This window comes from Phyllobacterium ifriqiyense (assembly GCF_030817885.1).
Classification (GTDB): Bacteria; Pseudomonadota; Alphaproteobacteria; order Rhizobiales; family Rhizobiaceae; genus Phyllobacterium; species Phyllobacterium ifriqiyense.
The window spans coordinates 791,939-812,943 of the sequence record NZ_JAUSZT010000003.1 but is presented as its reverse complement, the minus strand read 5'-3'; the positions used below and the strand labels follow the sequence as shown (position 1 = coordinate 812,943).

The 21,005-nt window shown below is 52.7% G+C and carries 20 protein-coding genes; 11 read left to right on the top strand and 9 right to left on the bottom strand.

The genetic code is table 11. The features are described from left to right. Positions 1-80 precede the first annotated feature (80 nt). Entirely contained in the window at positions 81-1,262 is a 1,182-nt protein-coding gene (locus QFZ34_RS11530) for an MFS transporter (protein WP_115054763.1), read from the top strand. A 36-nt stretch (positions 1,263-1,298) separates the two neighbouring features. On the opposite strand, the gene QFZ34_RS11525 is transcribed toward QFZ34_RS11530, so the two are convergent. Continuing rightward, entirely contained in the window at positions 1,299-2,399 is a 1,101-nt protein-coding gene (locus QFZ34_RS11525) for a patatin-like phospholipase family protein (RefSeq protein ID WP_307280999.1), read from the bottom strand. Then, on the bottom strand, positions 2,399-3,178 hold the full coding sequence (locus QFZ34_RS11520; RefSeq protein WP_307280997.1) for a 3-hydroxybutyrate dehydrogenase: 780 nt from the start codon (positions 3,176-3,178) through the stop codon (positions 2,399-2,401). The genes QFZ34_RS11525 and QFZ34_RS11520 overlap by 1 nt, the downstream gene beginning before the upstream one ends. A gap of 201 nt (positions 3,179-3,379) precedes the next feature. Between QFZ34_RS11520 and ispG the strand changes: the two genes are divergently transcribed. Next, positions 3,380-4,630 carry a flavodoxin-dependent (E)-4-hydroxy-3-methylbut-2-enyl-diphosphate synthase gene (gene ispG, locus QFZ34_RS11515; protein WP_370878840.1) on the top strand — a complete coding sequence of 417 codons (1,251 nt, stop codon included), beginning with the start codon at positions 3,380-3,382 and terminating at the stop codon, positions 4,628-4,630. A gap of 8 nt (positions 4,631-4,638) precedes the next feature. Here ispG and QFZ34_RS11510 read toward each other — a convergent pair whose 3' ends face one another. Next, on the bottom strand, positions 4,639-5,556 hold the full coding sequence (locus QFZ34_RS11510; protein WP_307280994.1) for a polyprenyl synthetase family protein: 918 nt from the start codon (positions 5,554-5,556) through the stop codon (positions 4,639-4,641). A 230-nt stretch (positions 5,557-5,786) separates the two neighbouring features. On the opposite strand from QFZ34_RS11510, the gene mtgA reads away from it, so the two are divergent. The 3 genes from mtgA to QFZ34_RS11495 all read left to right on the top strand — a co-directional run bounded on the left by mtgA (position 5,787) and on the right by QFZ34_RS11495 (position 7,297). Further along, on the top strand, positions 5,787-6,446 hold the full coding sequence (mtgA, locus tag QFZ34_RS11505) for a monofunctional biosynthetic peptidoglycan transglycosylase (protein ID WP_162802612.1): 660 nt from the start codon (positions 5,787-5,789) through the stop codon (positions 6,444-6,446). Positions 6,447-6,623: 177 nt separating this feature from the next. After that, positions 6,624-6,806 carry a 50S ribosomal protein L32 gene (gene rpmF / locus QFZ34_RS11500; protein WP_008121851.1) on the top strand — a complete coding sequence of 61 codons (183 nt, stop codon included), beginning with the start codon at positions 6,624-6,626 and terminating at the stop codon, positions 6,804-6,806. An 86-nt stretch (positions 6,807-6,892) separates the two neighbouring features. Then, positions 6,893-7,297, top strand: coding sequence for a hypothetical protein (locus tag QFZ34_RS11495; RefSeq protein ID WP_115054288.1), 405 nt, complete (start codon positions 6,893-6,895; stop codon positions 7,295-7,297). 7 nt (positions 7,298-7,304) lie between these two features. On the opposite strand, the gene QFZ34_RS11490 is transcribed toward QFZ34_RS11495, so the two are convergent. After that, positions 7,305-7,586: a cupin domain-containing protein gene (locus tag QFZ34_RS11490; RefSeq protein WP_307280960.1), complete on the bottom strand. Its 282-nt coding sequence runs from the start codon at positions 7,584-7,586 to the stop codon at positions 7,305-7,307. 26 nt (positions 7,587-7,612) lie between these two features. Next, on the bottom strand, positions 7,613-8,224 hold the full coding sequence (phaR, locus tag QFZ34_RS11485) for a polyhydroxyalkanoate synthesis repressor PhaR (RefSeq protein ID WP_307280957.1): 612 nt from the start codon (positions 8,222-8,224) through the stop codon (positions 7,613-7,615). A gap of 256 nt (positions 8,225-8,480) precedes the next feature. On the opposite strand from phaR, the gene QFZ34_RS11480 reads away from it, so the two are divergent. From QFZ34_RS11480 to QFZ34_RS11455, 6 genes are all read left to right on the top strand, one after another. Then, entirely contained in the window at positions 8,481-9,665 is a 1,185-nt protein-coding gene (locus QFZ34_RS11480) for an acetyl-CoA C-acetyltransferase (protein ID WP_115054285.1), read from the top strand. Positions 9,666-9,781: 116 nt separating this feature from the next. Then, positions 9,782-10,507 carry a beta-ketoacyl-ACP reductase gene (locus tag QFZ34_RS11475; protein ID WP_115054284.1) on the top strand — a complete coding sequence of 242 codons (726 nt, stop codon included), beginning with the start codon at positions 9,782-9,784 and terminating at the stop codon, positions 10,505-10,507. A 390-nt stretch (positions 10,508-10,897) separates the two neighbouring features. Next, positions 10,898-13,912, top strand: a complete 3,015-nt coding sequence (locus QFZ34_RS11470) for a helicase-related protein (protein WP_307280949.1) — start codon at positions 10,898-10,900, stop codon at positions 13,910-13,912. 4 nt (positions 13,913-13,916) lie between these two features. Continuing rightward, positions 13,917-14,333: an RNA-binding S4 domain-containing protein gene (locus QFZ34_RS11465; protein WP_370878839.1), complete on the top strand. Its 417-nt coding sequence runs from the start codon at positions 13,917-13,919 to the stop codon at positions 14,331-14,333. A gap of 260 nt (positions 14,334-14,593) precedes the next feature. Then, entirely contained in the window at positions 14,594-14,932 is a 339-nt protein-coding gene (gene fdxA / locus QFZ34_RS11460; protein WP_115054282.1) for a ferredoxin FdxA, read from the top strand. A 344-nt stretch (positions 14,933-15,276) separates the two neighbouring features. After that, positions 15,277-15,891: a CarD family transcriptional regulator gene (locus QFZ34_RS11455; protein WP_307280942.1), complete on the top strand. Its 615-nt coding sequence runs from the start codon at positions 15,277-15,279 to the stop codon at positions 15,889-15,891. Between the two features lie 50 nt (positions 15,892-15,941). Here the strand turns inward: QFZ34_RS11455 and QFZ34_RS11450 are convergent, their stop codons facing one another. The 4 genes from QFZ34_RS11450 to thiB all read right to left on the bottom strand — a co-directional run bounded on the left by QFZ34_RS11450 (position 15,942) and on the right by thiB (position 20,960). Beyond that, positions 15,942-17,375 carry a M48 family metalloprotease gene (locus QFZ34_RS11450; RefSeq protein ID WP_307280939.1) on the bottom strand — a complete coding sequence of 478 codons (1,434 nt, stop codon included), beginning with the start codon at positions 17,373-17,375 and terminating at the stop codon, positions 15,942-15,944. A gap of 198 nt (positions 17,376-17,573) precedes the next feature. Then, positions 17,574-18,317 (bottom strand): thiamine ABC transporter ATP-binding protein, encoded by a 744-nt coding sequence (gene thiQ / locus QFZ34_RS11445; RefSeq protein WP_307280936.1) that lies wholly within the window; start codon positions 18,315-18,317, stop codon positions 17,574-17,576. Beyond that, positions 18,310-19,941 carry a thiamine/thiamine pyrophosphate ABC transporter permease gene (thiP, locus tag QFZ34_RS11440; protein WP_307280932.1) on the bottom strand — a complete coding sequence of 544 codons (1,632 nt, stop codon included), beginning with the start codon at positions 19,939-19,941 and terminating at the stop codon, positions 18,310-18,312. Before thiP ends, thiQ begins: the two co-directional genes overlap by 8 nt. Positions 19,942-19,946: 5 nt before the next feature. After that, positions 19,947-20,960, bottom strand: a complete 1,014-nt coding sequence (gene thiB / locus QFZ34_RS11435) for a thiamine ABC transporter substrate binding subunit (protein ID WP_307280929.1) — start codon at positions 20,958-20,960, stop codon at positions 19,947-19,949. Between the last annotated feature and the right edge of the window lie 45 nt (positions 20,961-21,005).

Sequence of the window (21,005 nt, the reverse complement as noted above, 5' to 3'; positions counted from 1 at the left end):
TTTTGTTCATATATGATCAAAAAGAGTGATTTGACAGGAAATTAAATCGATTTAAAAGTTCGGGCGACCGCAATTTTCGTATGGCTGTGAAATCAATGGATGCTTCTGTTTATCGCAAACGTGCCGTATATGGCCGTTGGGCTGTTGCCTGCGCGTTTTTCTTCAATGGTTTCCTCGTCGGCAGTTGGGCACCACAAATACCAGTATTCATGACGCGTTTGAATATTAGCGAATTTACGCTCGGTCTGATGATATTGATTTTCGGAGTTGGCGCGCTCGTTGCCATGCCTTGGTGCGGCTATCTGATAGGCAGGTTTGGTTCGCGTGCCGTCGTTAAAGGCTTTGCCTTCTTTTGTTCGTTTTCGCTTCTTCTGGTTGCCCTGGCGCCGAATCTCATCACCGCAGCACCGGCGCTCTTCCTTTTTGGTGCCGTCATTGGCGCCATGGATGTTGCGATGAATGCCAATGCAGTTGAGGTCGAAAAACAACTATCGCGTGCCGTCATGTCATCCTCGCATGGCTTTTGGAGTCTTGGCGGTTTTGCGGGAGGTGCTCTCGGCGGCTTCCTCATCGAAGCGCAGGGACATTTGATCCACGCAATTGTGGTGACGGCGATTGCAATTGTTCTGGGACTGGTGGCGTTCCGGCATATGATCACTGAAGATAAACCGGTCGTTCATGAAAAGCAGAAGCTCTCCTTCCCCACCAATCCGCTGATTTATCTTATTGGACTGATGGCCTTGTTCTCCATGGTCCCTGAGGGATCGGTTCTCGACTGGGCCGCCCTCTATCTGCAGCAGGAAAAAGGGGCGGATATAGCAACCGCCGGACTCGCATTCGCTGCATTCTCGGGCACAATGTCAATTATGAGGTTCCTTGGCGATGGCGTGCGTAACCGTTTTGGCGCTGTGAGAACCTTGCGCATCTCCGCTCTCATTGGCGCTTCCGGACTTTTGGTCGCGAGCATTGCACCGACGCCATGGATAGCAATTCTCGCCTTTGCATTTTCGGGTCTCGGCATTGCAAATATGGTACCGATCGCCTTTTCCGCCGCAGGCAATCAACCGGGCACATCATCCGGCATAGCGCTTAGCATGGTAACGCTGATGGGCTATTCGGGAATATTGGTAGCGCCTTCAGCGATCGGATTCGTCGGTGGACGCACAGGTTTCGGCCCTATCTATATGGTGCTCGCCGCGCTGCTCATTGTCGTTTTTCTGATGGCTAACCTTGCCGCTACCGCCGATCGGGCAAAGAATTAGAGCAAGTTTGTTTATGAAACCTCGTCAAAAACTGCTCTAGGCGGCTGGCTTTTTGCGCTGAATGAGGAAGTCGGTAACCCGTCTGCCAGGCTTCTTCTTCTTCAAGCCAATATTCATTTCCGGCGCAAGTTCATCTGAAAGGTCGAGTGTTTCGTGTTCGCCGATTGCGTCGAAATGTTCTTCAAGCCAGTCTTCGGCCGCTGCCCGGCCAAGATCGCGAAGATATTCGAGAAAAGCCCATTCCGCGTTGATTTTGGATGAGGCCGAAAGGCCTGCCAATGCTTCGTCCGCATCAATCCTGTGCATGCGAATGTTGCGGTATTCCCCATGCTCGATTCTGCCCGCTTTGATCAGCGAGTTGACAAAGGCAATTGAGCGGAATTCCCGTAGAAGCGCGGCATTGAAGGTAATCTCGTCAATGCGATCGGTAATATCGCGGGCCGTCTGCGGTGTTCCTCTGCGCTCGATAGGATTGATCTGGATCAGGAGTACATCTTCACTGGCGCCGGAATAGAAAAACGGAAACAAGGCCGGGTTGCCACCATAACCACCATCCCAATAGGGTTGGCCGTCAATTTCCACAGCCTGGAAAATATAGGGAAGACATGCGGATGCCATGATGACATCGGCATTGAGCTCACTCTGTGAGAAAACCCGCAATCGTCCGCTTTCGACATTCGTCGCAGAAATGAAAAGCTTAAGCGCCGAACAGGCTTTCACCCGTTCGAAGTCTATTTCTTTCTCCACCAGATCGCGAAGCGGGTTCAGATTGAGCGGATTGTATTCATAAGGCGAGAACATCCGGGTGATATTCTCGAAAATATTGTAACCAATGCCGTTTTCGACAGACCAATTGCCGAAGAAGACATCCCATGGCGTGCGTTGCACAGGGCTGAAGCGCCCGCTACGACCAACCGCCCGCCAGAATTCGTGAAGCTTGGCCCGCGCGCCTTCGGGACCATTTTGTGACCATCCGTCGGCAAGTGCTACGGCATTCATGGCACCGGCGCTGGTGCCGGAGATGCCTTCGATAGTCAGCCGGCCGTCTTCAAGAATGCGATCAAGAACGCCCCAGGTGAAGGCCCCGTGAGAACCGCCACCCTGTAAGGCAACATTGATGGTTTTGGGCTTGGCCATTATGCAGCAGTCCAACCGCCATCGACAGATATAGATGTTCCTGTAATCTGTGCGGCGGCATCACTGGCCAGAAATACGACTGTAGCACCGATCTGGTCTACCGTCGCAAACTCCTTGGTTGCCTGTTTCTCAAGCATAACGTCGCGAATAACGGTTTCACGATCCATGTTATGCGCTTTCATTTGGTCTGGAATCTGCGCTTCGACTAAAGGAGTAAGTACATAACCGGGGCAAATCGTATTGCTGGTGATGTGCTGTTCAGCAACTTCGAGCGCCACAGTCTTGGTAAAGCCGATGACACCATGTTTGGCAGCAACATAGGCGGATTTGAAAGGCGAGGCACGCAGCCCGTGAGCGGATGCGATATTGATGATCCGGCCCCAGCCAGCCTTCTTCATATGGGGTAAGGCGGCGGCAGTGGTGTGGAAGGCAGATGTCAGATTGATCGCAATGATGGCATCCCATTTTTCAACGGGGAATTCATCGACCGGGGCAACAAACTGAATACCAGCATTATTTACCAGCACATCGACAGTGCCAAATTTCTCGGCTGATTTTTCGACCAGCGTGCGGCAGTCGGCGCCATTGGACATGTCGGCCTTGATATAAACAACACCAGTTGAGTATCTTTTGGCAAGTTCCTGGGCGAGTGCATGGTCTTCTGGCCGGTCGGTAAACGAATTTATCACGACATTATAACCCGCCGCCGCAAGCGCATGTGCTGCCCCAAGGCCAATGCCTGAATTCGAACCGGTAATAATAGCTGTCTTTTTGGCCATGATTTAAGCTTCCTGAACTGCAATAGGTTTCTGCGACCCGTGCGGGGAATATATTGCATTGCAGCAAAATTACTAGATTGCGATCATGAACACTTTGTCATGCGGTTTTTTTGCCAGCCATTGAGGCAATAGGCTAATGTTGCTTGGTGTTGACAAATGGCCGTGTCTGCGCCACCTGAACAGCATCTTTGGAGCTTGATGATGTCCGACTATATTTCGCAACCTTTTGCCCGGCGCTCGTCGATTGGTGTCGATGTGGGCGGCGTTATGGTTGGCGGCGGTGCCCCGGTTGTCGTTCAGTCCATGACAAACACCGATACAGCGGATGTGGATGGAACTGTTGCACAGGTTGCCGCGCTATCACGTGCAGGTTCGCAGATTGTGCGCATTACGGTAGATCGTGATGAATCCGCTGCGGCTGTTCCACGTATTCGGGAGAGACTCGATCGGCTTGGCTTGAATGTGCCACTTGTCGGGGATTTTCATTATATCGGGCATAAATTACTGGCCGATCATCCGGCGTGCGCCGAAGCATTGGCAAAATACCGGATCAATCCCGGAAATGTGGGCTTTAAAGATAAGAAAGATGCGCAATTCGGTGCCATTATCGAAATGGCAGTCCGCTATGACAAGCCTGTGCGTATTGGCGTTAATTGGGGATCGCTCGATCAGGAACTGCTCACAGTCCTGATGGATAAAAACAGTGAGGCAGGTTCGCCGCTGACAGCCGAAGCCGTTGTGCGCGAGGCGATTGTCCAGTCTGCCTTGATCTCATCGCAATTGGCGGAAGAAATTGGTTTGCCGCGCTCAAAGATCATTCTTTCGGCGAAGGTGAGCCAGGTCCAGGATTTGATTGCTGTCTACGCTGAGCTGGCACGCCGATGCGACCATGCATTACATTTGGGGCTAACTGAAGCTGGCATGGGAACAAAGGGCATAGTGGCTTCATCAGCCGCCATGGGCATTCTCTTGCAGCAGGGTATTGGCGATACGATACGCATTTCATTGACACCCGAGCCTGGTGGAGACCGTACGCGGGAAGTACAGGTGGCGCAGGAACTGCTGCAAACCATGGGCTTTCGTCAGTTTATTCCCATCGTTGCTGCCTGTCCCGGCTGCGGCCGCACAACGTCAACAGTATTTCAGGAGCTGGCGCAGTCTATTCAAAGCGATATCCGGACAAACATGCCGATCTGGCGCGAGAAATATCCCGGCGTTGAAGCTTTGAATGTGGCCGTCATGGGCTGCATCGTCAATGGTCCTGGCGAATCCAAAATGGCTGATATTGGAATATCGTTGCCCGGAACCGGTGAAACACCATCCGCACCAGTGTTTGTCGATGGCAAGAAAGTTGCGACACTACGTGGTGTAGGCATCGCTCAAGAATTCCAGAAAATGGTTGCAGATTATATCGAAAATCGATTTGGACAGGGCAGCCAGGCCGCCGAATAGCAAGGCTGCTAGTTCTTCCGCTCGGCAATAAAGCGGGCCGCTTCCTTTAAAAGCCCGGCCTTCTCGCCGAAAGGTTCAAGCAAAAGCTGCGCTTGCTCGACAAGACCTGATAGCTGGCGCTTGGTCCACTCGATCCCATGAATGGAAACAAGTGTGGCTTTGCCGGCTGCCACGTCCTTCCCTGTCGCCTTACCCATATTGCCAGCATCAGAAGTCACGTCCAGCAGGTCGTCGGCAAGTTGGAATGCCAGACCGATTGCAGAGCCATATTCGGCAAGGCATTCGCGCTCGCGCTGGTCAGCATTGCCAATAATGGCACCCGCTTCACACGCAAACCTGATAAGGGCTCCGGTTTTCATTGCTTGAAGCCGAATGATACCCTGCTCATCAGGCTTCACTTTTTCAGCTTCCAGATCAAGCGTCTGACCGCCTGTCATGCCGCCAATTCCTGCGGAACGCGCCAGCTCTGTTATGAGCGAGAGGCGCGCCTGAGCGCTGATTTCGGTTGCCTCGCTTGCGACGAGTTCAAAGGCATAAGTCAGAAGGCTGTCACCGGCAAGTATCGCTGCGGCTTCATCAAATTTACGATGAACAGTGGGCTGTCCCCGGCGCAAATCATCATTGTCCATAGCAGGCAGATCGTCGTGAACGAGCGAATAGCTGTGGATGCATTCCAGCGCTGCTGCAACCCGCAAAGCCGCCGAATTGTCGGCGCCAAACAATGCTGCGCTTTCCATGACCAGAAAAGGCCGAAGCCGTTTTCCGCCGTTGAGAACCCCATGTCTCATTGCCGCGAGCAATCTTGGTGGGCGCGTAATCTCACCGCTCTGCGGACGGTCGGATAAAAGCTCTGACAGCAACATCTCCACAGATGCTGCCCGTTGCTGCAAACTTAGCTGAAAAAGTGAGAAATCATTATCGTGCATGGTTGCCCAATGACCAATAAATGGTCTTTTGGTCAAGCATGAGATAAATTTTCTGCTCAATTGGCAAATGCTATGCAGATTCTTGCAGAAAGAATTCCCTTCTTCTTCCTGATGCTCTATGTCCGTGGAGGCAATTCAAGCGGAAGGTCTACGTGGCAAGGGTTTTGGTCAGAAACAAGCGGGGCAGGGGATATCTTGTCGATCCGGGACGCTCGCCTTTAGGGCGCATCATGCGCTATGTGATTCTGATCGGCATTGTATTGGTGATGCTGCCTTTAATTCTGCTGTGTTTGTACAGATTGCCCTTTGTTCATCCGATTTCCACCTTGATGGTCAAGGACCTCGTGACGTTCTCCGGTTATGACCGTCAGTGGGTTTCCATTGATGATATATCGCCAACCCTCGTCAATTCAGTTATGATGTCCGAGGATGCCAAGTTCTGCTCGCATGCCGGTGTTGATTGGGACGCATTAAATTCGGTCGTGTCCGATACAATCGATGGGGAGCAAACGCGAGGCGCTTCGACCATTCCAATGCAAACGGCGAAAAACCTGTTCTTGTGGAACAGCCGCTCATTTATTCGCAAAGGGCTGGAAGTTCCGCTGGCAGTCATGACAGATCTGATACTGCCAAAACGGCGCTTGATGGAGATTTACCTCAATATTGCAGAGTGGGGGCCGGGGATTTACGGAATAGAGGCTGCGGCACAGCACCATTTCAATACCAGCGCCGCAAAACTATCTGCACGTCAGGCCGCCTATCTCGCGGTCACGCTTCCTAATCCTATTATGCGAAACCCGGCTAAACCTGGCCGTGGCTTGCAAATGCTGGCAAGGGTGAATGAGCGGCGCGCGCGGGCCGCAGGAGCCTATGTCGGATGCATCGGTTAGGCGTCAATAGCGGTCAAATGCCTCGTTTAACAGCTTCATGACAAAAAATATGAGACTCATGCTGGTCAAAAGCTCTTTGGCGGTGTATAGCCCAGCCGAACTTTCCGGATTTTTGTCCATTGTGACAGGCTCAGTTGGGCCAGTGCCGGATTTTGACTGATTACTGGAGCTGGAACAATGGCTGTACCTAAACGAAAAACTTCTCCGTCGAAGCGCGGCATGCGCCGTTCCGCTGACGCGTTGAAGGCACCGACTTACGTCGAAGACAAGAATTCAGGCGAACTGCGTCGCCCGCATCACGTCGATCTCAAGACCGGCATGTATCGTGGCCGTCAGGTTTTGACGCCTAAAGAAGGCTGATCTTTCCTTCGAAAGCATGCTAAAAGGACCGGCCATGTGCCGGTCCTTTTATTTTGGGGCCAGCGGCTTTTGTGGGAGATTGCTTCGTGATTTCAAATATACCGTTGATGATCGTGCCGCTCATTGTCTTCAATCTGGTTATTGCCGGATTGGCTGGCATTGGTGGCGCTGATCCTTGGGCTACCCAGCTTTATTCAATGCAGATGCTGTCAGGTGGCAATTGGGTCATGACGCTCGGCGACCTGATGATCGTTTTGTCGCTCGCGCTTCTGTTCTTTGAGATCATGAAGTCAACGCGCACGAGCAATGCCTCAGTTGTCGATCATCTGCTCTCTACATTTGTGTTTGTGGCGTTTCTCGTAGAGTTTTTGCTTGTGCCAAGCGCTTCGCACTCACTCTTCTTCATTCTCATGGCGATGGCGTTTTTTGATATTCTTGCGGGCTTCACCGTATCTCTTCGGTCAGCGGGCCGCGACGTAAATTTTCGCTAGAAGCGGGCTACTTCAGCTCTATTTCAATGAAGGCGTATTCGCCTTCATTGGCGTTTACGACATCGTGTTCCACGCCCTCGGATCGAAAATAGGGAACGCCCTTCTTCATCTCGGCTATTGATTCTCCGTCTTTTGTGAGGAGTTTCACTTTTCCGTCCATCAATGGCACGACAACGTAGTCATGGCCATGACGGTGCCAGCCGGTATTATCCCCAACCTCAAACCGATATTCGGTTACAATGACTTTTTCATTATCGATGAAAACGGTTGCTTTGGCTGACCCGGTCATTCTTCCTCCCGCACGTGCTTTGAAAATTATTTGTCGAGAGAATCCAGTTTGCGCTGCATCGCTGCGATCTGCTCTTTTAGTTCATTCAACCCGGATGTATCGGCCGGTTTCTCAGTGGCGGAACTTTCGTCCGCCTCAACCGCATTCGTGGACTTGTTGAGCGGAAACGGGGTGAACATCTTCATCGCGTGCTGCAGCATCTCAGTGTTCCGGCGCACCTGCTCCTCGACCAGTTTAATCGGCGTGCTGACATTCATCATATCAATCGGCGACTTGCCAAAAGCGGCTGTCAGCTGTTCCCGCATGCGCTCCTGTTCCTTGGCAAAGGCAGACATGGATTGTTCGAGGAAAGTTGGAAGTACGACCTGCATCTGGTCGCCATAGTATGCAATCAGCTGGCGAAGAAAAGGGATGGGAAGCATGTTCTGCCCATCCTTGTTTTCCAATTCAAAAATGATCTGGGTCAGGACGGAATGAGTAATGTCTTCACCTGTCTTAGCGTCTTGCACCGTGAAATCCTCATTACGCTTAACCATGCCAGCCAGGTCCTCAAGCGTCACGTAAGTGCTTGTGCCGGTGTTGTAGAGACGTCGATTAGCGTATTTCTTGATGATGATTTCGCCGGTCTTCGCTGCCATTACTTAACTCCCCAAGCATATCCCATTGCCGAACTCACGCGCCAGCTTGACGGTAGAAATAAAGGATAGGGGCAAAGCGCATCATTTCAAAGTGTTTTGTGCACTGCATACAACCGGTTACACCCAAACTTATGCTGCACTGCGGGAAGGATAAATCTACTTCTAGCTGGATTGGGCCTTGTCAAATGTACGAAGGGAGGGAATTCTGTTCGGCAGAAGTATTTTGAATTGAGCATTAAAAAATGAGGAAACGTTTATGACCCAATCCATCGTTATCGCCAGTGCAGCGCGCACCCCGGTAGGCTCTTTCAATGGTGCATTTGCCAATGTGCCCGCGCATGAGCTGGGGGCAGCGGTTATCAAAGAGGTGCTCAGCCGCGCTGGGGTTGATGGTGCAGACGTGGATGAAGTGATCATGGGTCAGGTTCTTGGCGCGGGCGAAGGGCAAAATCCGGCGCGGCAGGCTGCGATGGAAGCAGGAATCCCGCAGGAGGCTACAGCTTGGGGGTTGAACCAGCTTTGTGGCTCCGGTTTGCGGGCTGTCGCCTTGGGCATGCAGCAAATCGCCACCGGCGATGCCAACATCATTGTCGCTGGCGGACAGGAATCCATGTCGATGGCACCCCATTGCGCCCATTTGCGCGGAGGCGTCAAAATGGGCGACTTCAAGATGATCGACACCATGATCAAGGACGGTTTGACTGATGCGTTTCATGGCTATCACATGGGCATTACTGCGGAAAACATCGCCCGGAAATGGCAGTTGACGCGGGAGGAGCAGGATAATTTCGCCTTGGCCTCTCAACACAAGGCTGAGGCTGCGCAAAAAGCCGGACGATTCAAGGATGAAATCGTGCCCTTCACCATCAAGACCCGCAAGGGCGATGTGGTCGTTGCCGATGATGAGTATATTCGTCACGGCGCAACGCTGGAGTCGCTGTCGAAGTTGCGCCCGGCCTTCGATAAAGAGGGAACAGTCACCGCCGGTAATGCATCGGGGCTGAATGATGGCGCCGCGGCTGTTGTCCTCATGAGCGAGGACGAGGCAAAGCGCCGTGGCATCACGCCATTGGCGCGCATTGTTTCTTGGGCAACGGCAGGTGTTGATCCGGCCATTATGGGAACAGGGCCAATTCCGGCCTCACGCAAAGCACTGGAAAAGGCTGGCTGGAAGGCAGAAGACCTTGATCTTGTAGAAGCAAACGAAGCCTTTGCGGCCCAAGCCTGCGCGGTCAATAAGGATCTGGGTTTCAACCCGGATATCGTCAACGTCAATGGTGGGGCGATCGCTATAGGCCATCCAATTGGTGCCTCCGGTGCGCGCGTGTTGAATACATTGCTTTTTGAATTGAAGCGGCGCAACGGGACCAAGGGTCTTGCCACACTTTGCATTGGCGGCGGTATGGGCGTCGCTCTCTGCGTCGAACGCATCAAGGAATAAACCAAATTTTGCCGGCTCTGCGCTTAGCGGGGTCGGCGTTTCTGCGGTGCGTCGTGCACTTCACACTTGTGATTTATTGACTGCATTTACGAGAGATTATTTCAGGGAGGGGAAACATGACAAAAACAGCTATCGTAACCGGTGGTACGCGCGGTATTGGTGCCGCAATCAGCATCGCTTTGAAAGATGCAGGCTACAAAGTCGCAGCAAGCTATGCAGGCAATGATGAAGCGGCAAAAAAATTCAGTGATGAAACCGGTATAGCGACCTATAAATGGGATGTATCGAGTTACGAAGAATGTACAGCCGGTATTGCCAAGGTGGAGGCCGATCTGGGACCCATTTCGGTGCTCGTAAATAACGCCGGTATCACGCGCGACGCTATGTTTCACAAGCTCACACCAGGGCAGTGGACGGATGTCATCAATACCAATCTGAATGGCCTGTTTAATATGACTCATCCGCTCTGGACGGGGATGAGAGACCGCAAATTTGGACGCATCATCAACATATCGTCGATCAACGGGCAAAAGGGTCAGGCTGGACAGGTCAATTATTCGGCTGCCAAGGCGGGCGATATAGGATTTACAAAGGCACTGGCACAAGAGGGTGCACGGGCTGGCATTACTGTCAATGCGATCTGTCCCGGTTACATCGGAACGGAAATGGTGCGTGCAATTGATGAAAAGGTTTTAAACGAGCGCATCATCCCGCAGATTCCGGTCGGTCGTCTTGGCGAGCCTGAAGAGGTGGCGCGCTGTGTCGTTTTCCTGGCCTCAGACGAATCCGGTTTCATAACCGGCTCAACGCTCTCAGCCAATGGCGGACAATATCTGAGCTAAGACCGTTTTTACTGCAGGCGCTCTGCCGGCTGGAGAATCCAGTCGGCAGAGGTGCTTGACTCTTGGTAAAAACTGATAATTCGCGGCGATGCGCAAAAGTTAATTTTTTTGCGCGATGTGGGCTTCCAACAAGTTGAGTGATTCAGCATGTAGTGATTATGCTTGGAAAAAATCTATATATCGCCGTGAACAAATCAGGAATATGAGCCTAAAGCTGATTCGTAGCCGATTCGTTCTGCTCGCGTTCTATTTCTTAACGGTATATTCCGTGAATCGATTAATGATTGTTTATCTGGATTGAGCCACTTACGTTCTGTAGATGCTGAGAATGCTGTTTGGATGAACGCCAAACTTTGGTTTGCTCATTTGGGCGGTACTGGATTGTAGTTGATGAACCTTATGCCCAAGACCGAACTGCCTCTCACACTGACTGGCCGCGATGTTACGGCAGTTTTGGGGCCTACAAACACTGGCAAGACTCATCTTGCGATTGAGCGCCTGCTCGCGCACCGATCCGGTATGATCGGTTTGCCGCTGCGGCTTTTGGCGCGCGAGGTTTATAATCGTGTCGTGGAGCGAGCAGGCATTGCCAATGTCGCGCTGATTACCGGCGAAGAAAAAATCAGTCCGCCTGGCGCCCGTTATTCAGTTTGCACCGTAGAGGCCATGCCGCGCCATACGGATATGGATTTTGTTGCCATTGACGAAGTTCAGCTTGCCAACGATCTTGAGCGTGGCCACATTTTCACGGATCGCATTCTGCATCTCCGCGGGCGTCAGGAAACAATCCTCCTGGGCGCTGCAACGATGCGTGGCATTCTGGAGAAGCTTTTGCCGGGCATATCCGTGGTTACACGGCCAAGATTGTCCAATCTCGCCTATTCCGGTTCGAAAAAGATTACCCGCCTGCCACCGCGCACGGCGATTGTGGCTTTCGCGGCGGAAGAAGTCTATTCAATCGCGGAATTGATCCGGCGGCAGAATGGTGGCGCTGCGGTGGTCATGGGAACGCTAAGCCCACGAACGAGAAACAAGCAGGTGGAGCTTTATCAGTCCGGGGATGTGGACTATCTGGTGGCAACCGATGCCATTGGTATGGGGCTCAATCTCGACGTGGACCACGTTGCGTTTGCACAGGACCGGAAATTTGATGGATATCAGTTCCGCGATCTTTCACCGGCAGAAATCGGTCAGATAGCCGGGCGAGCCGGGCGCCATTTGCGTGACGGAACATTTGGCGTGACGGGCCATGTGTCAGGTTTCTCCGAAGCGCTTGTTCAACGTGTTGAATCCCATGCTTTCGATGCAGTGAAGATTTTGCAGTGGCGGAGTGCTCATTTTGACTATTCCAGCCTCGATGCGCTGAAGCGCTCCATTGACACTCCGGCACCGATTGATGGTCTGACCAGAGCTCTTCCGGCGGTTGACCAGCAAGCTTTGGAGTTTCTTTCGCGTGATCCCGATATTGCTCCACTCGCAAATACGCCCGAACGTGTAGCACTTTTATGGGACGCCTGCGCCTTGCCGGATTATCGCAAGATTGCACCGGCGCAACACGCTGACATCATTGCGTCCGTATATACTGATCTTGTTGAAAAAGGTCATGTGAACGAAAATTATATGGCAGAAGAGGTTCGGCGGGCTGATTCCATTGATGGCGATATCGACGCTCTTTCGCGGCGTATAGCCCAGATCAGAACGTGGACATTTGTGTCTCATCGACCCGGTTGGCTGGCAGATCAGGCACATTGGCAAGAAAAGACGCGTGAAATTGAGGACAGATTATCCGATGCACTGCATGAACGGTTGACGAAACGCTTCGTAGACCGCAGGACAAGCGTGCTTATGAGGCGCCTGAGAGAGAATACAATGCTAGAAGCCGAAATTAGCCCTGCCGGGGACGTTGTTGTCGAGGGGCACCATGTTGGACGATTAGACGGGTTCCGTTTCACTGCGGATGCTCAAGATGATGGAGCGGACGCCAAGGCGATCAAAGCTGCAGCGCAAAAAGCGCTGGCGGCAGAGTTCGAAAATCGCGCTGAGCGGTTTTCGGCATCCGCCAATGGCGATTTTGCTTTGGCGTCAGATGGGACGCTGCGCTGGATCGGTGCGACTATTGCTTCCGTTGTATCCGGAGAGCAAGCGCTCAAGCCGCGCGCCGTATTGCTGGCTGATGAGCAGCTCACTGGCCCGGCTCGCGACAAGGTTGCCGCGCGGGTTGATCGCTTTCTCAACCACCATATAGTCACGGTGTTAAAGCCGCTTGTTGATCTTGCCAATGCGGATGCGCTGGTTGGAATCACGAAAGGTCTTGCCTTCCGGCTGGTCGAAAACTTCGGTGTTTTGCAGCGCCGGGATGTTGCAGAAGAAGTTCGCGGGTTGGATCAGGACTCCCGAGCAGCCTTGCGCCGTCTCGGCGTGCGCTTCGGCGCGTATCATGTATTCTTGCCGGCTCTGCTGAAACCGGCTCCCGCTGGTCTCTTGACGCTGCTCTGGGCGCTCAAAGAAGATGCCAAGGACCGTCCCGGGTATGGCGACGTCGTTCAGGTATTGTCCGCAGGCAGAACCTCTGTGGTGACCGATGCAAGCTTTGATCCCGCATTCTATCGTCTGGCAGGATATAGATTGCTTGGTCGCAGAGCTGTCCGCATCGACATCCTTGAACGTCTGGCGGATCTCATCCGTCCTGCGCTGGCCTGGAAGCCCGGCACGGGCACTCGTCCCGATGGCGCCTATGACGGATCACGCTTTCTGGTAATCCCAGCCATGATGTCGATCCTCGGTGCAACTGCCGATGATATGGAGGAGATCCTCAAAAATCTTGGCTATCGTCAGGAAGCCGTTGAACCTGCGATTGTTGCTGCCAAATTGGCGGAGCTAGAAGCGGTCGCAAGTGCTGCACCAACGAAAGACACTGCAGTGCCTGCTGCAGAACCGGTTGGTCCAGGGTTTGCAAATGCACCAGTGGTGCAAGCTGTAGCCAAACCATCCCAGCCGACTGCTGAAACAGCAACGCCAGCGGTGCCGGAAGAAGCACCAAAGCCAATTCTCTTGTGGCGTCAGGCACGTTTCGATAATCGCAATAATCGTGGAAATCACGAGAAACGCGATCATCAGCGTGGTGGGCAAGCACGGAACGGCCAATCTGAGCAGAGAGCTGCCCAGCCCAACCGCCCGGCTGCGCCGCAGAATGAACGTGGTGAACGCAAGGAACATTCCCGGGGCAAAGGCAAGCCCGCAGGCAATGAGCGCTTTAAACAGGATGGCGCGAAACATGGCGGAAAACCACAGGGACAACATAAGGCTCCAACCAAGCGTCCCGAGCGTGAGGAACGTCCAGTTAAAATCGACATGGACTCGCCTTTTGCCAAGCTGCTCGCTTTGAAGGAACAAATGAAAAAATAAAATGATGGCAGAGGCCGATAACGAAGGAAAGAAAGGACGGCGCATTGATAAATGGCTGTTCTTTGCGCGGGTGGTAAAATCCCGCTCCCTTGCGGCCAAGCTGGTATCCAGCGGGAATGTCCGTCTAAACAAAGTGAAAATTGATCAGCCATCGCAGAATGTCAAAGTAAGCGATGTGCTGACAATTTCCTTGGACCGTCGTGTCCTGGTTTATGAAGTTGTTGCGGGTGGAGAAAGGCGCGGGCCAGCTGAAGAGGCGAAGAAACTCTACAGGGATCTGTCTCCGCCGCCCATGCCGAAAGAAATTAGCCGTCTGGACGCTTTGCCAAAGCGTGATGCCGGCAGCGGCCGACCAACAAAAAGGGAGCGCCGGCAAGTTGATCGTTTGATGCACGACAAAAACGATGATTCCAACTCATAATGTCGCCGACGTTTAATCGAAATAAATTTGCTCGATTTTGACCTAAGTAGAGTACACTATACCGATAATACACCATTCGCCGGGAATGAATTGCTTGTTTGCGCTTGTTGAAGGTGCGAACAATGCGATCAAAGGCTCGCCGGTAAACCAACGCCCGCGTTCTGGTGCCGCAGTCTTGTTCTTACCTCTTGTCAGTTTGGCAGCAAACCGTTACCTCACGATTGTACCCCGCTGATCGTGGTGTCTTCTGGAGCCAGTAAATGACTTATGTTGTGACCGACAATTGCATCCGCTGCAAATATATGGATTGCGTTGAGGTCTGTCCGGTCGACTGTTTTTATGAAGGTGAAAACATGCTCGTCATTCACCCGGACGAATGTATTGACTGCGGTGTTTGTGAACCTGAATGTCCAGCGGAAGCCATCAAGCCGGACACTGAGCCAGGTTTGGACAGCTGGTTGCAGCTGAATGCCGAGTATTCCGAGAAGTGGCCGAATATCTCTACAAAGGGCGACGCCCCGTCGGATGCCAAGGAAATGGACGGTGTGGCAGGCAAATTCGAGAAATTCTTTTCTCCGGAGCCTGGCGAAGGCGATTAATAGCCTAGGAATCAGACTTGGCTAAACTGGAGTTGGTGCAATAAGCAAGGCTTTGAGCCCCATTTTTTGAGCAATTGCAGCAAAAATTTGATTCTACGCGGTTTTCATGTTATGGTGCTGAAATATGTTGATCATTGGACGTCAATTTCGTGGCGCTAAAGTATAAATCACCACTTGGCTAGATTTTTTTCGGACGCAACAGTTCAGGGTATGCTTGTTTGTCATTCAGCCCAACTGATCCGTCCGGATTGCTTTTGCGCGACACTATTGACGACCGACAAACCGGGTTCCGGTTTCCAGTGGTTGGTTTAACCGGTGCGTTTTGCCGGGCGCAGCAGGGAGTAATGAAGCGCATGACAGTAGTTCCGCAGAAAAAAGCCGCCCAGCGTATTGGATTTAAAACGGGCGAATTTATTGTATATCCGGCACACGGCGTTGGTCAAATTGTCAATATTGAAGAACAGGAAGTTGCGGGCCACAAGCTTGAACTGTTTGTTATTGATTTCCAGAAAGACAAGATGCGTCTGAAAGTGCCAGTTGCCAAAGCAACAGCCATCGGCATGCGGAAACTTTCTGAAACAGATTATGTAGAGCGCGCATTGAAGGTCGTCCAGGGACGGGCCCGTATCAAGCGCACCATGTGGTCTCGCCGCGCGCAGGAATATGATGCGAAAATCAATTCAGGCGATTTGATTTCGATTTCGGAAGTTGTGCGTGATCTATTCCGTGCCGACAATCAGCCGGAACAGTCTTATTCAGAACGCCAGCTTTACGAGGCAGCACTTGATCGCATGGCTCGTGAAATTTCTGCCGTCAACAAGATGTCAGAAACCGAAGCTGTCCGTCTTATCGAGGTAAATCTCGCTAAGGGTCCTAAGCGCGGTTCTAAGGCCGATGATGCTGAGGCAGAAGTTGAAGCAGATGTAGTTGCTGAAGACGAGCAGGAAGAGGCAGCATAAGAGCTGTCTTTCTCGCCAAACACAGCCCGGCGGCGATGCCGGGCTTTTTACTATTCGCTGATAAGCTTCACCTTGTCGCCGACGGATACGGTTCCGCCGGGCGGCATGGCGTTGATCAGGCGAAAGAGGTCAAGCTTGCGGTCTGTACCCAGGATTTTGCTTGAAAGTGATGAAAGAGTATCGCCCGGCTTTACTGTCACAACGCGGATGCGCAAAGGCTTTATGGCGGCTTTCTCTTCAGGCGTCAGGAGCTTGAAGCTCTGAACAACCGTTTGCGAGGCGGGTATTAGCGCTGAGCTTCCTGCTGGAGCCGCAGTCAGGAAGCGATAAATGCGATTACCGGCATTGATCACGAAAATATCAAACTCCCAGCGATCGGCCTTTGCCTTGGCGCTGGCCGCAGGCATGCCGTTAAAGGTCGTAGCGGTAACGCTGGCGTCGACAAGCCCGGTCACCCAGCCGCTGCGCATGTAGTCGGTCATTGACGGATTGCCGGATATTTGTGTCCCATCAAACCGGACGGCTACTTCTCCCGGGCCCGTCGCCATAACGGCATCGGCGCTGTTGTCGATGGTGAAGCCTTCAGGAACAGTGAAGCTCACGCCCAGAAGTGGATGGACGAAATTGCGGCCCCGCACATAGCCTTCTTCCGGCGTATCGCCATATAGGATGCCGTCTATACCCTGCAGGAACGATTCGCGGTCGGTCGTGCCAACGCCGGGGGCACCGATACGGCGGGCATGCCCACGCGCAAGTTCAATTCGCTGCGGTGCCGAGGGGTGGCTGGCAAGGAAATCGAGGCTGGCATCGGTAGCGCCAGACACGTTACGGAAATCAGCATAGGAAGCCATGGATTGCAGGAAACGTGGCGCAGCAAATGGATCATAACCCGCTTCGCCAATCATCTTGATGCCGATCGCGTCGGCCTGAAGTTCCTGATTGCGTGAAAACTGCGCCATCCGCAGCTTGCCGCGGATCAAGGCTTCCTGTCCGGCGGTGTCGCCCTGCAGAACTTCCGATACGACGCGTCCGGCAATAACGGCTTCCTGTTCGCGCTGCTGGCGCTCTATACCGTGATTGGCGATTACGTGGCCCATTTCGTGAGCAATCACGGCGGACAGTTCCGCGCTGTCATTGGCGAGGGCGAGGAGGCCGCGAGTGACATAAAGATACCCGCCCGGCAAGGCAAAGGCGTTGATGTTGGGCGAGTTGAGAATCGTTATGCGATAGGTGTGGGTCGGGTTGTCCGAAACCGTTGTCAGATTGCCAACGACTTTGGCGACCATGCGCTCCAGTTTTGCATCCTTATACTCGCCGCCATAGGTCGCGAGAATACGGGGATGCTGCTCAGCGCTAAGTTTGGCGAGCCGGTCGTTCTTATTAACATTGTCTACCGTGACCGGGTTCGATGACGGGCCAAGCGCCGCATCTTCCTTGCTAATATTCAGCACTTGGCAACCTGAGAGAAAGGCAAGCATCAGCATGAGCTGCGCCGGCTTTCTGCCCTGCTTAGCTGCTTGAAACCATCCTGTATTCAAGGGAGACGTGTGCGAACCCAGAATCATATCCTTTTTGTATTAAGTGCCAGGAGACTCGTATGTCTTTGTTCTTGCTAGCCCGATGTGCGGCCCGGAGCAAGAATTTCATTGTTTTCCTGACCGGGGCAAGGCGTCGAAAATATGTCAAAGACCAGACTCTTTGCTACCGAGGTAATTTCGCAACAGGGCAGGGCCATCGTCTGACAGAAGATCCTTGGCCGGGCCGGAAGCAGCAATGTGCCCATTATCAACGAAGATCAGCGTCGATGCCAGCCGCAAAGCGTCGTCGGGATGATGCGTGACCATGATAATTGTCATTCCGGTTTCTTTTTGAAGATTCTCAATAAGTTCCAGCATTTCGTGACGCAAAGCAGGGCCAAGGGAAGCGAAAGCTTCATCCAGAAGCAATACGGGACGGTTGCGCACCAATGCGCGGGCGATTGCCACGCGCTGACGTTCTCCCCCGGAAAGAGCCTCGGGCTTCCTTCCCTCTTTTCCGGCAAGCCCGACTTTCCGAATCGCTGCCTGAATTTCCACTTTGTCGACTTCATCAAGCCTCAAATCCGAACGGCGGCCCAATCCGACATTGGACATCACATCCAGATGGGAAAAAAGATTATTGTCCTGAAACACCATGGAGACTGGACGGAGCGATGGCGGAAGACTGGTCACGTCAACCTCATTGATTAGTACCGAGCCACCAACGGGCTTCTCGAACCCGGCGATGAGATTAAGCAGCGTCGATTTTCCCGATCCGCTCGGGCCGATGACGGCGGTTATTGTGGAGGCTTGAATGGACACATCAAAGTGCATTGCCATGTCCCCATAGTCGAAACGCACGGCGTTGAGACGAACAGAGACGCCATTTGTTTTTGCGGGCTTAGCCATTTGCACTGCTGTCCCTTTTGGCCAGTCGAATTGCGCCTCTATCGGCGATGATCATGAGAATGAGGCACAGCGCAGCAAGAATTAGTGCCAACCCGGCGGCGTCGGCGGTACGATAGCTTCCCATGCGTTGCAACAGCAAATAGGGCAGGGTCAGAACAGTGTCGTTGCCAAACAGGGCAATTGTTCCGAGATCACCAAGGGACAAAGCCATGGCAAAGGCAAAGGCTATGCCGAGCGGATGTTTTAAAATTGGCCAATCGATAATTCGGAGTCGGTTCCAACCCGCAATGCCCAATTGCTCGCACAGTCTGTTGTGGCGGCTTGCCGCTGTATCCCATGACGGTCGAAGAATCCGGAACGCAAAAGGGATGGCCATAGCGGCATTGACGCATATTACCATGAAGGGTGCGAGGCTGAATGGATCGACAAAGTGGTGGGAAAGAATGAACCATCCCGCACCAATGATGATAGGCGGCACTACCATGATCAAGCTCGTACCAAGATCAAGCGAGCGCTCAAATATTCCAGCTCTGGCGTAGCGCCGCCGGGTTGCCAAAAACTCCCGCGCAATCACAAGACTAAGCGAAATTATCAGTGAAAGTGCGGCCGCGATTGCACCAAGAACAAGACTGGTGGCAATTGCGCGCCAGACGGTCGCTTCGGACAGGAGACGGGTAATATCTGCCGACAAGCCGGAAATGACAGTGCCTGCCATGGGCAAGGCGACGAACAGAAAACCGGATATAATCAGAACAATGTTCCATAGTCTTTGCGGCAATGAAGGCATGTCGAAGCGGCGGGTCGTGGTACGCAAGCTGAAGCCTTCTTCTGTCGGACGCCCAGCGAGCGATAGAAGGCCGAGCACGATAATTGTCAGGCAAAGCTGAAGAAGCGTCAGGGACACCGCTCTGGCTATATCAAAATCGAAATGAAGCGACTGGTATATTGCAACTTCGAGTGTCGTGGCGCGAGGCCCTCCGCCGAGTGTCAGCACCACGGTGAATGAAGTAATGCACAGCATGAAGATCAAGCCAGCTACACCCGATATACTGCGTAAAATGACCGGCCATTCGATTAATTTGAACTGTGTCCAGTTGCTCATCCCCAGTTGTGAGGAGAGTTTCCAATAATCTTCGGGAATGGAATCCAGACCTGAGAGAATGAGCCGTGTCGCCAATGGCAAATTGAAAAATACATGGGCGAGAAGAATGCCCGTCAGCCCGTAAATATCGGGAACCAAATCAAGCCCCAGCCATCCGAGGATAGCAGCCAGCAAACCGTTTCGTCCGTAAATGCTGGTGACACCGAGCACGGCAACGAGCGCTGGCAGCGCCAGAGGCAAGGCAAACAGACGCAGGAGCATTGCGCGTCCCGGAAAGCTCTGCTGCGCATGCAATGCACGGGCAAGCGGGATGGCAAAGCCGACAGAAAGCACCATGGAAAGGAGCGCTTGAAGGATTGTGAAGCGTGCAATCCGCCAAATGTAGCTGTCAAAAGTAGCAAAGCCCTCCGTGCCTCCACGGAAAGATTCAATGGCGAGACTGAGGAGAGAGCCGCCCGCCAATATGCCCAGAAAGGCGAGAGCGAGACCTCCCGCCAAGGGTTTCATCGAAGAGGCGGCCATCTATGCTACTTGCTCATGGCTTCAAGCCACTCGTCGATCCAGGCTTTGCGATTTTTCGCCACTTCTTCAGATGTGAAAGTCAGTGTCTTTGCTGGCTTTACCAATGTGTCAAAGGCTGGATTGAGCGGATTTGAGGTTTTAGCTGCAGGATACATCCAATTGTTTTCGGGAATGGTATCCTGAAATGCCGTACCGGTAACAAATGTCAAAAACTGCGCAGCAAGCGGGTTCTTGGCTCCGTTTACAGTTTGCGCTGCAACCTCGACCTGCAGGTAATGTCCTTCATCGAAGGATGCTGCCTGGTACCGATCGGTTTTGTCCGCGATCAGATGATAAGCGGGCGACGTAGTATAGGAAAGCACCATGGGCGCTTCACCTTTGGTAAAAAGCCCATAGGCTTCTGACCAGCCGGGCGTGACGGTTAAAACGCGATCCTTGAGTTTGGCCCAGGCTTCACTGGCCTTGTCCCCGTAAACTGATTTCATCCACAATACGAGACCAAGGCCCGGTGTAGACGTGCGAGGATCTTCAATAACGATCTTCTGCTTCGGATCGCCATCAACCAAATCCTTCAGACTAACCGGTGCGTCTTTGACTTTCTCTGTGTCATAAATGACAGCGAAGTAGCCATAATCATAGGGAACGAAAATGCTGTCCTTGAAGCCACCAGGAATGTCGATAGCAGTTGTATCTATGCCATGCGGCGCAAAAAGTCCGGTTTGCTGAGCTTCAAAAGTCAGGTTCGTATCCAGACCGAGAACAATATCCGCCTTTGTCGATGCGCCTTCAAGCTTCAGACGGTTAAGCAGCGCAACGCCATCGGCGACTGCTACAAAGTCAACAGTACAGGTGCATTGCTTCTCAAAGGCTTCTTTGACTTTTGGCCCTGGCCCCCATTCAGAGGTAAAGCTTTCATAGGTGTAGACTGTCAGCTTGCCATCCGCATTTGCTGGGCTGGAAAGGCCAAATGCCAATGCGCTGGAAACAAGGGCAAATTTCATAAATTCGAGTGGCTGCATAGGCGCCTCCTAAAGTTGAATTTCAAAAGGATAGGTGCGCCGGCT

Bases quoted from the DNA above. Each gene is read 5' to 3' on its own strand.
- QFZ34_RS11520 (WP_307280997.1), bottom strand. From the start codon at position 3,178: ATGGCCAAAAAGACAGCTATTATTACCGGTTCGAATTCAGGCATTGGC.
- QFZ34_RS11450 (WP_307280939.1), bottom strand. From the start codon at position 17,375: ATGCTGATGCTTGCCTTTCTCTCAGGTTGCCAAGTGCTGAATATTAGC.
- thiB (WP_307280929.1), bottom strand. From the start codon at position 20,960: ATGCAGCCACTCGAATTTATGAAATTTGCCCTTGTTTCCAGCGCATTG.
- thiQ (WP_307280936.1), bottom strand. From the start codon at position 18,317: ATGGCTAAGCCCGCAAAAACAAATGGCGTCTCTGTTCGTCTCAACGCC.
- QFZ34_RS11465 (WP_370878839.1), top strand. From the start codon at position 13,917: ATGGCAGAGGCCGATAACGAAGGAAAGAAAGGACGGCGCATTGATAAA.
- thiP (WP_307280932.1), bottom strand. From the start codon at position 19,941: ATGGCCGCCTCTTCGATGAAACCCTTGGCGGGAGGTCTCGCTCTCGCC.
- QFZ34_RS11530 (WP_115054763.1), top strand. From the start codon at position 81: ATGGCTGTGAAATCAATGGATGCTTCTGTTTATCGCAAACGTGCCGTA.
- QFZ34_RS11510 (WP_307280994.1), bottom strand. From the start codon at position 5,556: ATGCACGATAATGATTTCTCACTTTTTCAGCTAAGTTTGCAGCAACGG.
- QFZ34_RS11475 (WP_115054284.1), top strand. From the start codon at position 9,782: ATGACAAAAACAGCTATCGTAACCGGTGGTACGCGCGGTATTGGTGCC.
- QFZ34_RS11455 (WP_307280942.1), top strand. From the start codon at position 15,277: ATGAAGCGCATGACAGTAGTTCCGCAGAAAAAAGCCGCCCAGCGTATT.
- QFZ34_RS11470 (WP_307280949.1), top strand. From the start codon at position 10,898: ATGAACCTTATGCCCAAGACCGAACTGCCTCTCACACTGACTGGCCGC.
- ispG (WP_370878840.1), top strand. From the start codon at position 3,380: ATGTCCGACTATATTTCGCAACCTTTTGCCCGGCGCTCGTCGATTGGT.
- QFZ34_RS11480 (WP_115054285.1), top strand. From the start codon at position 8,481: ATGACCCAATCCATCGTTATCGCCAGTGCAGCGCGCACCCCGGTAGGC.
- QFZ34_RS11525 (WP_307280999.1), bottom strand. From the start codon at position 2,399: ATGGCCAAGCCCAAAACCATCAATGTTGCCTTACAGGGTGGCGGTTCT.
- fdxA (WP_115054282.1), top strand. From the start codon at position 14,594: ATGACTTATGTTGTGACCGACAATTGCATCCGCTGCAAATATATGGAT.
- phaR (WP_307280957.1), bottom strand. From the start codon at position 8,224: ATGGCAGCGAAGACCGGCGAAATCATCATCAAGAAATACGCTAATCGA.
- QFZ34_RS11490 (WP_307280960.1), bottom strand. From the start codon at position 7,586: ATGACCGGGTCAGCCAAAGCAACCGTTTTCATCGATAATGAAAAAGTC.
- rpmF (WP_008121851.1), top strand. From the start codon at position 6,624: ATGGCTGTACCTAAACGAAAAACTTCTCCGTCGAAGCGCGGCATGCGC.
- mtgA (WP_162802612.1), top strand. From the start codon at position 5,787: ATGCGCTATGTGATTCTGATCGGCATTGTATTGGTGATGCTGCCTTTA.